General features: G+C 63.9%; 8 protein-coding genes. 4 read left to right on the top strand and 4 right to left on the bottom strand.

Going from position 1 to position 14,017, the window contains the following annotated elements; genetic code table 11:
• Window positions 1–6: 6 nt before the first annotated feature.
• The 4 genes from JOF47_RS20105 (at window position 7) to JOF47_RS20090 (ending at window position 6,985) form a co-directional block, all read left to right on the top strand.
• Window positions 7–1,740, top strand: coding sequence for an ABC transporter ATP-binding protein (locus JOF47_RS20105; RefSeq protein ID WP_210002263.1), 1,734 nt, complete (start codon window positions 7–9; stop codon window positions 1,738–1,740).
• A complete protein-coding gene (locus tag JOF47_RS20100; RefSeq protein ID WP_281070324.1) occupies window positions 1,737–3,707 on the top strand; it encodes an ABC transporter ATP-binding protein in 1,971 nt (656 codons plus the stop codon). The genes JOF47_RS20105 and JOF47_RS20100 overlap by 4 nt, the downstream gene beginning before the upstream one ends.
• 135 nt (window positions 3,708–3,842) lie before the next feature.
• Entirely contained in the window at window positions 3,843–5,120 is a 1,278-nt protein-coding gene (locus JOF47_RS20095; RefSeq protein ID WP_210002261.1) for a Y-family DNA polymerase, read from the top strand.
• An 857-nt stretch (window positions 5,121–5,977) separates the two neighbouring features.
• Window positions 5,978–6,985 carry a glycoside hydrolase family 3 N-terminal domain-containing protein gene (locus JOF47_RS20090; protein ID WP_245357117.1) on the top strand — a complete coding sequence of 336 codons (1,008 nt, stop codon included), beginning with the start codon at window positions 5,978–5,980 and terminating at the stop codon, window positions 6,983–6,985.
• On the opposite strand, the gene JOF47_RS20085 is transcribed toward JOF47_RS20090, so the two are convergent.
• From JOF47_RS20085 to JOF47_RS20070, 4 genes are all read right to left on the bottom strand, one after another.
• Window positions 6,982–8,181 (bottom strand): serine hydrolase domain-containing protein, encoded by a 1,200-nt coding sequence (locus JOF47_RS20085; RefSeq protein WP_210002257.1) that lies wholly within the window; start codon window positions 8,179–8,181, stop codon window positions 6,982–6,984. The two genes, JOF47_RS20090 and JOF47_RS20085, sit on opposite strands and share 4 nt — an antisense overlap.
• Window positions 8,182–8,343: 162 nt before the next feature.
• Window positions 8,344–11,673 carry a S8 family serine peptidase gene (locus tag JOF47_RS20080; RefSeq protein WP_210002256.1) on the bottom strand — a complete coding sequence of 1,110 codons (3,330 nt, stop codon included), beginning with the start codon at window positions 11,671–11,673 and terminating at the stop codon, window positions 8,344–8,346.
• 419 nt (window positions 11,674–12,092) lie between these two features.
• Window positions 12,093–12,917 (bottom strand): bifunctional hydroxymethylpyrimidine kinase/phosphomethylpyrimidine kinase, encoded by an 825-nt coding sequence (gene thiD / locus JOF47_RS20075; protein ID WP_210002254.1) that lies wholly within the window; start codon window positions 12,915–12,917, stop codon window positions 12,093–12,095.
• A gap of 289 nt (window positions 12,918–13,206) precedes the next feature.
• Window positions 13,207–13,863 carry a hypothetical protein gene (locus JOF47_RS20070; RefSeq protein ID WP_210002252.1) on the bottom strand — a complete coding sequence of 219 codons (657 nt, stop codon included), beginning with the start codon at window positions 13,861–13,863 and terminating at the stop codon, window positions 13,207–13,209.
• Between the last annotated feature and the right edge of the window lie 154 nt (window positions 13,864–14,017).

Here is a 14,017-nt window from a genome sequence, read left to right as displayed (position 1 = left end):
AAAATCATGCTGCTGCGAATTCTCCGCCGCCACCTGAAGCCGTACTGGAAATGGCTGGTCGCCGTCGGGTTGTTCCAGGGCGCGCAATCCATCGCCTCGCTCTACCTGCCCAGCCTCGTGGCGGACATCATCGACAACGGGGTGGCCAAGGGCGACGTGGGCCATATCGCCTCCGTCGGCGGGACGATGCTGGCCATCACGCTGGTGCAGATCGCCTGCGCGGTCGCCGCCGTCTACTTCGGCGCCAAGACCGCCATGTCGCTGGGCAGGGACCTGCGCGGCGCGATCTTCCACAAAGTCGGCGACTTCTCCGAGCACGAGGTCTCCAGGTTCGGCGCACCGTCGCTGATCACGCGCACCACCAACGACGTGCAGCAGGTCCAGATGGTGGTCCTGATGACCTGTACGCTCTTCGTTGCCGCGCCCATCCTCGCCGTCGGCGGGGTCGTCATGGCCATGCGGCAGGACGCGGGGCTCTCCTGGCTGATGGCCGTGAGCATCCCGGTGCTGCTGCTCTCGATCGGCCTGATCATCTCGCGCATGGTCCCGCTGTTCCGCCTCATGCAAAAGCGCATCGACGTGGTCAACAAGGTGCTGCGCGAGCAGCTGACGGGCATCCGGGTGATCCGCGCCTTTGTGCGCGAGGACCTCGAGACCGAGCGGTTCGCCCGGGCCAACGCGGAACTGACGGATGTGTCGATCAGCGCCGGGCGGCTGTTTGCGCTCATGTTCCCGATCGTCATGATGGTGCTGAACGTTTCAAGCGTCGCGGTGATCTGGTTCGGCGGTCTGCGCGTGGAATCCGGTGAGATGGAGGTCGGCGCGCTGGTCGCCTACCTCAGCTACCTGCTCCAGATCCTGATGGCCGTCATGATGGCGACCTTCATGGGCGTGATGCTGCCGCGCGCCGCGGTGAGCGCGGACCGCATCGGCGAGGTGCTGGAGACCGAGTCCTCGGTCAAGATGCCCGAGCACGGGGTGGCAACGCTGGAGGGCGCGGGCAGCGTCGAATTCGCCGACGTCACCTTCTGCTATCCCGGGGCCGAGCAGCCGGTGCTGCGGGACCTCGAATTCACCGTGCGCGAGGGGCAGACCACCGCGATCATCGGCAGCACCGGCGCGGGAAAGACCACGCTGGTGAACCTGCTGCCCCGGCTCTTTGACGCGACCGGCGGAGCTGTCCTGGTGGACGGGGTCGACGTCGCGCAGCTGGATCCGGACCTGCTGTGGAGCCGGATCGGGCTGGTCCCGCAAAAGCCGTACCTGTTCGCCGGGACGGTGGCCAGCAACCTGCGCTACGGCAAGCCCGACGCCACCGACGAGGAGCTGTGGGAGGCCCTGGGGATCGCCCAGGGCAAGGACTTCGTGCAGGAGATGGAGGGCGGGCTGGAGGCCGAAATTTCCCAGGGTGGCACCAACGTCTCCGGCGGCCAGCGGCAGCGGCTCGCCATCGCCAGGGCCCTGGTGAAGCAGCCAGAGATCTACATCTTCGACGACTCGTTCTCGGCGCTCGACAGCGCAACCGATGCCCGGCTGCGCATCGCCCTGAAGAAGCACAGGAACCGGGCCACCAAGATCATCGTGGCCCAGCGGGTGGCCACCATCATCGACGCGGACCAGATCATCGTGCTCGATCGCGGCAGGATCGTGGGCCGCGGAACCCACGACGAACTGCTCAAGACCTCGGAGACCTACGCGGAGATCGTCGAATCCCAGCTCACGGCGGAGGAAGCGGCATGAGTGACCAACGGACCCGCAACGTCCCGCCCCGGCCCATGCCGGGCCCCGGCGGACGCGGCCCCCGGTTCGGGCCATCCCTTCCGGCGGAGAAGGCGCTGAACTTCATGCCCTCGGCCAGGAAGCTGGCACGGCGGCTGAAGCCGCACCGGCTCGGCCTGCTCGGCATGCTCCTGCTGAGCATGGCCAGCGTCGGGTTCAGCGTGCTGGGGCCCAAGCTTCTGGGCCAGGGAACCAACCTGATCTTCGAGGGGGCCATGTCCCAGCGGCTGCCGGCCGGCGTGACCCAGGAGCAGGTCATCGAGGGGCTGCGCGCGGCGGGGCGGAACTCGGAGGCGGACCTGCTCAGCGGCATGCACCTGACACCGGGGACGGGCATCGACCTGCAGGCCCTGAGCCGGATCCTGCTGGTGGTGCTGGCGCTCTACATGCTCTCCTCGATCTTCGGCTGGCTGCAGGCCTACGTGCTCAACGAGGTTGTCCAGCGCACCATGTACAGCCTGCGCCAGGACGTCGAGGGGAAGATCAACCGGCTGCCGCTTGGCTACTACGACAAGATGCAGCGCGGGGAGCTGCTCAGCCGCGTCACCAACGACATCGACAACGTCTCGCAAAGCCTGCAACAGACCTTCAGCCAGATGGTGACCTCGCTGCTCACCGTGGTCGGGGTGGTCACCATGATGCTTATCGTCTCGCCGCTGATGACGGTGATCGCGGTGGTGACGATCCCGCTGACAATCCTCATCACGGCCGTCGTAGCCAAGCGCTCGCAGAAGCTCTTCGTCGCCCAATGGAAGCACACCGGCGAGCTGAACGCGGACGTCGAAGAAAACTACACCGGGCACTCGCTGGTGAAGGTCTTCGGCCGCCAGCGGGAGGTCCGGGCCGTCTTCGACGCCAAGAACAAGGAGCTGTACCGCGCGAGCTTCGGCGCCCAGTTCGTCTCCGGCATCATCCAACCCGCGATGATGTTCGTCGGGAACCTCATCTACGTCGCCATTGCCGTGGTCGGCGGCATGCAGGTGGCGGCCGGGGCGATGCGCCTGGGCGACGTGCAGGCGTTCCTGCAGTACTCCCGCCAGTTCACCCAACCCCTGGCGCAACTGGGCAGCATGGCAAACCTGATCCAGTCGGGCGTCGCGTCCGCCGAGCGCGTCTTCGAGCTCCTCGAGGCCGACGAGCAGTCCCGGGACAGCAGCCCGGCACAGAGCCCGGCGGCCGCGGACGGCAAGCTGGTCTTCGAGGACGTCTGCTTCCGCTACACCCCGGACAAGCCGCTGATCGAGAACGTGTCCCTCACGGCGCGTCCCGGGCACACCATCGCGATCGTGGGCCCCACCGGTGCGGGCAAGACGACGCTGGTCAACTTGATCATGAGGTTCTACGAGCTCGATTCAGGGTGCATCACCCTGGACGGTGTGGATATCGCCATGATGACCAGGGACGACCTGCGCGGCAGGATGGGCATGGTCCTGCAGGACACCTGGCTGTTCAGCGGCACGATCCGCGAGAACATCGCCTACGGGCGCCCGGATGCCACTGAGGAGGAGATCATCGACGCGGCAACCGCCACCTACGTGGACAGGTTCGTCCGCTCGCTGCCCGACGGTTATGACACGGTGCTGACGGACGCGGCCGAGAACGTGAGCGCCGGCGAGAAGCAGCTGATCACCATCGCCCGGGCCTTCCTGGCCAAGCCGAGTGTGCTCATCCTGGACGAGGCGACAAGCTCGGTCGACACCCGCACGGAGGTTCTGGTGCAAAAGGCCATGGCGGCGTTGCGCAGCGACCGCACCAGCTTTGTGATCGCCCACCGGCTCTCGACGATCCGCGACGCCGACCTGATCCTGGTGATGGATGCCGGGCAGATCGTCGAACAGGGAAACCACACCGAGCTGCTCGCGGCCCGCGGCGCGTACTTCGAGCTCTACAACGCGCAGTTCGCCGTGCCCGTGGCCGAAAACATCTAGGGGAGCCGCGGCGGCGGATCAGGCCGCTAAAGCATGGTGCCGGTCAACTAATCTGGAGGCATACCCGCAAGCGATCAAAGGCACCCCGATGAAGAACCCGTTCAAGCCCGCGGCCGGCGCCGGTTCGCCACAACCATGAGCAACGAACGCATCGCCCTGATCGATGTCAACAACTTCTACGTGTCCTGCGAACGCGTCTTCGACCCCAAACTCGTGGGACGTCCGGTTGTCGTCCTCTCCAACAACGACGGCTGCGTGGTGGCGCGCTCGCAGGAAGCCAAGGACCTGGGCATCACCACCGGGGCCCCGTTTTTCCAGGTCAAGCAGTTCATGCGCAGCCACGGCATGGTCGCTCGGTCCAGCAACTACGAACTCTATGGCGACATGAGCGCCCGCGTCATGGAGGTGCTCTCGCGTTTCGGCACCTGGCAAGAGGTCTACTCCATCGATGAGTCCTTCCTCGGGGTGCAAGGCACTCCGGACCAACTCGGGGAACTGGCCACACGCATCCGGGCCACAGTGGGCCGCAGCGTTGGTGTGCCGGTGTGCGTAGGCGTCGCCCCGACCAAGACCTTGGCCAAGTTCGCCAATCACGTGGCAAAACACAACGCCCACTTGAACGGGGTTTGTTCGATGGATTCCATGGACCCGGACCTGATCGAGCGGATCCAGTCCAGGGTGCCGGTTACGGATCTGTGGGGAGTGGGCGGAAAAACTGGCACCAAGCTGGCCGGCATGGGGATCTCCACCATCGCCGATTTGAAGTGCGCCGACGTCACGGAGATCCGCAAGAAGTTCTCCGTGGTCTTGCAACGCACGGTGCTTGAGCTCAACGGCACTCCCTGCATCGCCCACCATGAGGAACGCGCGGACAAACAACAGATCATGTATTCGCGGTCCTTTTCGAGCCCGGTGACAACCTTGGACGCCATGCAGGAAGTCATGTCCATTTATGCCCAACGCGGCGCGTCCAGGCTTATGGGCGACGGGCTGTGGGCGACGCTTCTCACGGTGACGGCAGGAACCAGCCGATTCGCCTCGGGCGAGGCCTCGTTCCCTTCTGTGACACTTAAACTACCCCGGCCAACCCAAGATCCCATCCTGCTCACCCGGCTGGCAAGCGCGGCAATGCGCGACATCATGCGTCCCGGTGCTTCCTATGTGCGCGGCGGGGTCGTGCTCTCCGGTCTCCAACCGGACCCGGGCCAAGAAGCCTTCGGCATTTTCGAAGACGAGGTTTCCGAAAAACACGTTGGCGATGTGCTGGGTGCCGTCAAGGCAAAATTCGGTGACAAGGCCATTGGCTTGGGTTCGGGAGGGCTCGCCGTCGAACCAAAATGGTCGATGAAGCGAGAGTATTCTTCGCCGAAGTTCACCACAGAATGGGCCGAACTGCCCGTGGTCCGGGCCTAGTTTTCGCGGTTCCGCACCCGGGGTGGATTTTATCCGGGTACCCGCCTGTTCCTTGAGAAATGGGCGACGATTTCAAGGCCACATTCGAAGTGATACTTGGGCACCGACGTGCCGTTGACGGATCCCGCAGAGACGCGAATGCCCATCAGGAAAAACTCGCACATCTCAATGTAGGTCCATGGCCGTGTCGACGAATTCCTCGGGTGCCATCCACTCGGGTCATTCACAAGGTCCCCGGCAAAGGACGAGACGGTTTCCCTGTCCAAGTCGTGATGTTCCCCGCAATCGCACCACTCGCTGCCATGCGAGGGCATGGTCCAAGGAGCGGGGGCCGCAGCGGGTCTGAAAGGAATGACAGGGGTCTGCGGCTGGGCAGTCAGGCTGGGCGAACGAAGGCCTATCGCCAAGGAATCCAAGGAATTTGCAACCGATGTCATTCCTTCAGCTCTTGCTGTGCCAAGGCTAGGAACACTCACCGACTTTTTCGAATGCGACGCCTATTGAGCGGAATTCATGGCTTCTTTCCAGATCCAAGGGGCAATGCCCCAAGTAAATATCTGGCACGCTGGGATAGGACGGATGCAGGCGGAAGACGGGCAGTGATGAGAATGAGCAAGGCGGTTTCAAAAAAACACGGAGTGATGCTGTGGTTGGCCATCCCGTGTCTCTTGATATCGGGTTGCAGTTCCAGTCCGGCCTCGCAGGAGGTTTCGAGCCCGGCTTCGACGCCCGGACAAACCCAAGTTCCCGGGCCAGGAAGCCAGCCTCCCGCATCAACAGGAGCCAGTGAATCCGCGTCGGATTCCGGCACCGGAGAAACGAAGGAGCCCAGCAACGCGCAGGCGCTGTTGGCACGGATGAACCTCGAGGAAAAAGTCGGCCAGGTCTTGATGACGGGGTTTCCCGCCACCGGAAGCAGCGCGCAAGACCGAGAAAACATCGCAGAACACTCCCTCGGAAACGTCTTCCTGAAAGGTCGGAGCACCGAGGGGCTCGAGGCCACCAAGACCGCCGTCGACCGCGTGAAAAAGACAATTGCCAAGTCCCAAGCTGCGGAAGTTAGCCCGTACGTTGCCACGGACCAAGAAGGCGGACTTGTCCAGGTTCTTAAGGGCAGTGGGTTTGAATCAATGCCCTCGGCCAAGGTCCAAGGAACCTGGGACCCGGCTGAGTTGAAGGCCAAGGCAACCACGTGGGGCAATGAATTGGCCGGCGCGGGGATCAACGTCAACCTGGCGCCGGTCGCCGACACGGTGCCGAGCGCAGCATTCGCCCCCTCGAATGCTCCCATCGGACATTTCGGCAGGCAATTCGGGTTCACCCCGCAAGCGGTTTCAACCTCATCCATGGCGTTCTCCGAAGGCATGCTGGCGGCCGGCGTGGAACCGGTCGTCAAGCACTTCCCTGGACTGGGAAGAGTCACGAAAAACACCGATGTCGCATCCGATGTGACCGACACGAATACGACGCGCAACGATGACTACCTGCAGCCGTTCCGGGACGCAATCGAGGCAGGGAACCAGTGGGTCATGGTCTCGAACGCGTACTATTCCAAAATCGATGCCGAGAACATCGCACCGTTTTCCGGAACCATCATGAGGGACATGCTTCGAAGTGACCTGGGGTTCGAGGGCATCATCGTGTCCGACGACGTGTGCGAGGCAAACCAGCTTTCGCCCTGGGGACTGGGCGACCGGGCACTGCGCTTCTTTGAAGCGGGAGGAACCATGTTGCTGTGCGTGGATTCCGGAAAGACCGCGACAATGGCCGACGCCTTGGTCAAGAAGGCCTCGAAGGACCCTGAATTCGCCAGGCTAATCGACCAGGCGGCACTGATAGTTCTGGAAACCAAGAAAGCCGGCTAGTCGAAAAAGACATCGTCGACAACATCCAGGTAGCCGCCCGCCTCGGCCCGGAGGGCGTCCTGGATGCTGAGCCGTTCGACGCGTGAGGCAATACGCGTTTGTTCATCCACCCACCCGCGTTCGTGGTGGTAATTCTTGTCCCAGTCATCCATCCAGGCACGGATCCTCCGGGTCAACTCGTCGCTGATCCCCAGCTCACAGGGCTCGAGTTCCAACACCACGTTCTCGCCGCAGAAGGGCCACGTCATTCCGTAGTCCGGAGCGAACTTCAGGATGCGCTTCCCCTCCCGACCCAGCAAACGCACGAGGGTTTCCTCAGCCTCGAACGAACCGGCGCCCGGACAGATTATTGCCGCCGCGGCCCGGTTGCCGAAGCTGCTGAACACCGCACCGCGATACCCGGGTCCCGAGCCGCCGTGCCCCCAGATGCCCAGGGCTGGATCCGTCATGACCCCGGCACCGTAACGCGGCACCCGCCAGGGATCCTGGGCCGGCACCGGAACCGACGCGAAGAATTCCTTGGTTGCCGCGGCGCTTAACGGCGGCGACCAAGAGGATTCGACACCGAGCATGAACTGCTGGAAGCGCAAGAGGTCGGTGGGCGTGGAGAATGCGGCCCCCGCGGGACCCGCCCACAACGTGGAATAGCCGCTGGGTGTGATCGAGGTTTCAAGTTCCGGATATCGCGTGTCCATCATGTTTGCCGGTTCGAACACCTCCCGGTGCAGGTACTGGCCCAGGGCCATGCCCGAGACCTGCTCCAGCATGGCACCCAAATACCAGAACCCGGTATTGCTGTACTCGAAGCGGCCCCGGGTCCCGGGTGCACTGGCTTCAGCGATCAGGTCCAGCCCCCAGGGTTCGCCCGGCCGCGCCGCGACGGCCCGGACATACTCGGGCTCGGCCGTGTAGTTGCCCAGCCCCGCGGTGTGGTGCAGGACCTCGCGGACGGTGCACCCGGCAGGCGCCCCCTCAAGGCGCGAGGCCAACGAATCGGAAAGTTTCAGGACCCCGGCATCCATGGCCCGCAGGACGCCCGCGGAGATGAACATCTTTGTCACGCTGTACACCGGAAGCGGCTCGGTGGACCCGCTGTGGCTGATGTTCCCGAACGGTTCCTCGGGGCCGCGGTAGGCGGCAACCGACCCGCTGGGCAGCAGGGCGAGAAGATCCTCCAGCACGCGTGATTCTTCCATGTGCCCCAGCCTACGGGTGCGCCGCGGCTTCCGGATACCGTCCCGGGACACGCGAACGGCGCGGCTGGTTCCGCCACGGAAAACCACTCCGCCGCGAATCCGGCCGCGCCGCATTCAGGTTGCCTCCGGGCTGCAGCCCGGCATGGACAGGTCCCGGGGGACCTACTTCTTGTTGCTGATTTCCACCTTCACAACCTCGGCACGGTCTCCCGTGGCGTTCTTGTTCTTGCCGCTCAGGTCACCGGTGGCATTGTGGAGGTGCAGGAACAGTGCCTGGGCCTCCTTGGTGCCGGCCTTCAGCTGTGCGGTCAACTTGGTGTTGTCCAGGTCCGCGAACACGGTGCCTTCTCCGGCGAAGGACAGGGCCGGGGCAATGGCGTCGAAGCCGATCCATTTGGTCCCGTCCACCGGCACGTTCTGGCCGGTCTCGTCGGTGTTGTACTGCGAGTACGTGAGCACGCGGTACTTGATCGGTGCGCTGGTGCCCTTCAGCCCCAGTGCCGCAAGCGATACCGGGAAGGTTGCGGTGTTGGTGTCGAACGTGTTGCTGTCGACGCTTCCGGGCAGGCCGTTGAAGAACTGCATGTCGACCTGCTTGAGTGTGCGCATGTCGTACGTCGCAACGACGTCAAGGTCCAGGCCCTCGGCGGTGGTGTTGAACGTCAGGAAGTCGGCCACACCGTCGCCGTTGGTGTCGATTTCGATGTCGATCTCGGTGCCGCCGGCAAGGTGCGCCCAGTTGCCCCAGGTGCTGACGCCGAAGTTCAACAATCCTTTTGCGGCACCGGTGGTCGGGGCGGTGGAAGCCGCTCCGACGTACTGCAGGTCCATTTCCCGGGCACCCGGGGTCGAGTCAAGCGTCTTGCCCTGGCGCGGGGATGAAGCCCCGAATTCGAAGGCGGAGACCAACGAAACGACCTGGGTGTCACCCTGGCCCGCACGGATGTCGTCGCCCTCGAGTTCCACCTTGGCGGTGGTGGCGCCCTTCTTGAACTCGATCTCGTCATCGACCTCCATGTCGGAGACCGGCTTGGGCGCCGCATGAACCGGAACGCGCAAGGTCGGTACCTTGGAACCGCTTAGCTCCACACGGCCGGAAACGTCGCTGACCCAGGCGCGCGGCAGGCCCAGCTGGGTGCGGTCCATGGTCGGGTCCATGGTCTTCGCGAACTTCGTGGTGTCGATTTCCAGGGTGACCTTGATCTTGGTGCTCTTGCCCGCCCTGAGCGTCACGCTTCGGTCGCTCAACGAGTAGGTGGCACCCGGGATCTCGGTGGAAGGAACGTACTTCACGTTGTAGGTCTGGGTCTTGGAGGACTTGTTGACCACGGTGATTGACTTGGAATCCTTGAACTTCTCCTTGTCCAGTTCGATGACACCGAAGACCACGCTGGTCAGGTCGGGGGCATCGGTAGCAAAGGCATAGGCGGGGGTTTCCAGGGCCGCCGAGGCGATGACCCGGCCGGAACCCACGCGGTTGGGGCCATAGGCCTTGCCGTTGGGCGCCAAAACGTCCACCGAAGCGGTGTTCATCACGATCGACTTGATCTGGTTCGGGGTGTAATTGCCGCTGGCTGCAACCAAGGCGGCGATGCCCGCGGCATGCGGGGCTGCCATCGAGGTTCCGGACTTCACGGCCGCGCCGCTGCCCGTGCCCACGCCGACGGAGCCAATCAAGGTGCCCGGTGCCGCGACATCTGGCTTGACGATTCCCTCGGAACCGTGGACGCCTCGGGAGGAGGACGAGTTCAGCGTGTTGCCGAGGCCCGAATCGACCGATGCCGTGCCCACCATGGCCGGGTCGAGGGTGATGCTGAGGGTGCCGGCTTCGGCGGCCGGACGCATGGCCTCCGAGTTGGCCTTGGTGAACTGCGCGCCGGGGATCGTTGCGTTGCCTCCGATGCCGGCCTCGAAGACCGAAACCTCGGAGTCGAGGATCACTCCGGTGGCCCCTGCGGCCTGCGCGTTGTTGAACCTCACGCCGGATCCGCACGGGAAGGCCAGGTCTTCGCTCCACTTCAGCCAGACCCATTTGCCCTTCAGTGAGCCGGGTGCGAACGCGTTGCAGCCGAAGGCGTTGCCCGCCGGGCCCATGACAACCCGCCCGGTCAACGCGGACGGATCGGCCGCGGCGTAGTTGAAGTTCGAGGAGTATTGTCCTGCCGAAACCCCGGCATGGCTGTCCGGTTCGTTGACCTTGATGCCATCGAGGGTGGCCTTGGAGCCCACCGAGTTGGCGACGGTGAGCGCGGAGCGGGCATTGCCCGGCGCCCCGCCGATGTCGGTCACGTCTCCGGCGTTTCCGGAGGAGACCACCGAAAGGATTCCGAGCTTGGCCAGGGCGTTGACGATGTCCGTTTCAGGGTCGTCCGCGGGGGACTGGTCGGAGCCCAGGGACATGTTGATGATCTGTGCCCGGTCGTCGAAGTTGCCGTCGTTGTTGGGGTCAAGCACGTAGTCGAGTGCCTGGCCGACCACCGAGGAGGAGCCTTCGCAGCCGAAGACGCGGATGCCGACCAAGGCTGCCTCCGGGGCGCTGCCCGGGCCGATGCGCATTTCCGAGACATCCTCGCTGGTGAGCTTGGTGAAGTCCCCGTTGTAGGTGCCGCCATCGGCGTCGACGCCGTATCCGGCGGCCGAACCGGCCACGTGGGAACCGTGTCCCGCGGAGGAGCAGTCCAACGGGTTGGAGTCTGGCTTGGGAACCGGCTGGTAGCCCGGGGAACGCGGGTCGGAGTTGTAGTCGTCGCCGACCAGGTCCCATCCGCCAATGAACTTCTCGGGGTCGTAAAGACCCGAGTCCTTGGCCGGCAGCTCGGTGGAGGACTGCGCCTTCTTGTAGTCCTCCAGCGTGCCCGGACCTCCGAACCCTGCGTGGGTATAGTCGATGCCCGTGTCGAGCACGGCAATGGTGACGCCCTTGCCCGTCTGCTTCAGGGCACTCCATGCTTCGATGGACTTGGTGTCAATGTCCGAGTTCTTGTTGTCCGGGGTCTTGGGGACGATGGCGGTGATCTTCTTGACGTCGCTGCGTGCGGACAATGCGCGCAAGGCATCGGCGTCGCCGTGCAGCGCCACGCCCGGAATCGCGTTGGTGGTCGTGTAGATGACCTTTGCGTCGGCCTCCTTGGCCATGCCCTTGCCCTTGGCCTTGATGCCGTCGCGGATCGTTTTGACCTTTGCGGTGTCCTTGACCAGCGCGCCGGCGGATTCCGCAGCTGCCGCGGGCTGGGTTGCTTCGAAGGCTCCTTCGCCTTCGAACTGGACGAAGACCGAAACCTCTCCCTGGGCCTTCTTCAGGGATCCTGCGACCTTGAGGGATTTCAACTCCTTGGTGGCAAGGCCGCCAAGTGATGTGGCATCACCCCCCGGGGACGGGTCGATGTCGGGTGGTGTCGCAAATGATGGGACGGACATGGTGACGGCCAGGGCTAGCCCGGTGGCCGAAGCCAAGATCGTCCGCGCGAGTTTTGGGCGACGCGGGTTGATCATAGTTCTCCTTGAATCCAGTGGGAGTGATGAGTGGGACGTGTGGCCAAAGAGCCTGCAAGTCACAAGCGAAATACTATGTGAGCCAGCCCATATCTCAAGGAGTTGTTTGAGAGCGTGTCTAATTGTGTACTTTTGTATACCTTCAACCTTCAGCTTTTCGCCGGCCACAACGGGCGATCAAAACGTCGGGCCTGATGAGTAGTGTCTGCTGCGGAGACGCGTTCCTTGGGGGGACGGGCCTTCTGCGCGGAGCTGCCGCGCGTGCGGTACCGGGCAAGGGCGCCGGACGCGAGGGCGGTTCCGCAGGCGTCACCATGCGCTGGGGGAACGCAAAACGGTGGCCTCATTCGTTGAATGAGGCCACCGTTTGGATTCCGCCCTCCGGCCCGCGGGGTGGGGCTTCGGGTCGCGCCTGGTCTTTAGCGCGCGCCACCCTGCCACAGGGCGTCGAACGGCGCCGCCGAGGAAACGCGGTTCTTGATGCCTTCGGTGACAAACGCCTTGGCGTTGCGTGCGGCTTCAAGCGGGGTTGCGCCCTTGGCCAGTTCTGCGGTGATTGCCGCTGCAAGCGAGCATCCGGCGCCCGATACGGCAACTTCGCCGACCTTGGGTGCGGAGAGCACCTCCAGGGTTTCGCCGTCGTAGTAAACGTCCACTGCTTCGCTGCCGGCCAGGCGGACCCCGCCCTTGGCCAATACGGCTGCACCCGAGAGCTCGTGGATCTTCTTTGCCGCGGCGGTCAGGTCATCAACGTTGTTGATGGTGATGCCCGACAGGGATTCCGCCTCGAAGTGGTTGGGGGTGACGAAGGTTGCCAGCGGCAAGAGGTTGGCCTTGAGCGCTTCGTCGGTGTCCAGGGCGTGGCCCGGTTCCTGGCCCTTGCAGATCAAGACGGGGTCCAGAACGATGTTGTCCCATTTCTGGTTGCGCAGGGCGGTGGCAACGGTGTTGATGGTGGCGGGGGAGCCCATCATGCCGAGCTTGACGGTCTTGAGGTCCTCTGCGTAGCAGGTCTGGATTGCCTCGAGCTGGTCGGCGATGACCTGGGTTTCTACCGGAACAAAGCGGTGGTTCCAGTTGTCCTTCGGGTCGAACGACACGATGCACGTCAGTGCCGTGATGCCGTAGGTGCCCAGTTCCTGGAAGGTCTTGAGGTCGGCCTGCGCACCGGCGCCGCCGGTGGCCTCGGAGCCTGCAATGGTCAAAGTAATGGCGGGACGAATCCCGTTGGTGGCAGAAGTCATGTTTTCTAGTTTAGAGCGATTGGCGGGCGCCGTTTTCATCCGCGAAGCCGACGGCGCACTCGCGAAATCGGGGAGACTGCGCCAATCAGGACGCAGACCGGCGGAAACGACCCGCGGCCACCCGGATGCATCGGCGGGCGTCGAGGACCAGGACGGCGATGCCCACAGCGCCTGTCGAGAGTCGCGGGACGACGGGCCCGGTGAGCTGCCGCCCCTTGCCGGGGCATGCCGCAGGACCCGGAGGGATTCATCGACGCCCGGGCCGGGGCTTCCAGGATGGACAGCGGGTTTAGCTGCGCGTGAAGGTGGTAATCAAGGTTGCGTTTGACCAGCCAGTGCCGCGAAGGGTGCGGGTTCCCGCGGAATTGTCGGCTGCCGCGACCATGAACAACCATGGCAGGCCCTGCCGCGATGCCGATGCTGCCAGATTGGCGATTATCGCGGAACGGAATTGTTCGGCGTTGCTGCTGGACATGATCTCGGGTTCGCTCAACAAGGCAAAGCCATCGGCAAAGCGGATGCGGCCCCGTCCTGCCGGTGCATCGAAATCCGCGATTTCCACGACGTCGTAATCGTCCATGGGCGCCTCAAAGAGTGTCGCCGTCTCCGGAAGGCCGGCCACCTGCTCCACGTCATCTGTGGTTGCCGCCAACAGGACATGGTTTCCATTGACGCTCCAGCCGTGCGTTGCCAGCTCGCTGATGACGCCTTCATCCGGCGTACCCAGCAAAGTCAGCCGTGCGGAGCGTCCCTGGGCGCGTTCCGACACCAGGTTGTGGAGAGAATGTACCTCGTCGAGGGCCGGCCACCAGCGCAGCAGCTCGAAGTCGCCGTTCGCGGTGCCGATGCTGTGCAGCTCGGAGGAATCGTCGTTGGTGATGGTGCGATCCTTGAGCGGCGCAAGTTCGCGGACCCAGCCTGGAAGATTCTTGGGTTCGGATGGCATTCGTTGTCTCCTCATGTATCTGCTGAAACGAGAAAGCCAGTGAAGGCGTTGAAACGAACCGCAGCGCGTTGAGCCGGATTGTGGTTTCCCCTCGCCTGACTTCAGGATCGACTCTACGCTCCTGTCCGGAATGCGTGGATCGAGGTCACCGCGG

Origin of the sequence: Paeniglutamicibacter kerguelensis (genome assembly GCF_017876535.1) — a bacterium.
Classification (GTDB): Bacteria; Actinomycetota; Actinomycetes; order Actinomycetales; family Micrococcaceae; genus Paeniglutamicibacter; species Paeniglutamicibacter kerguelensis.
Note: the sequence above shows the minus strand (reverse complement) of the source record. Positions and strands in the feature narration are given on the sequence as shown.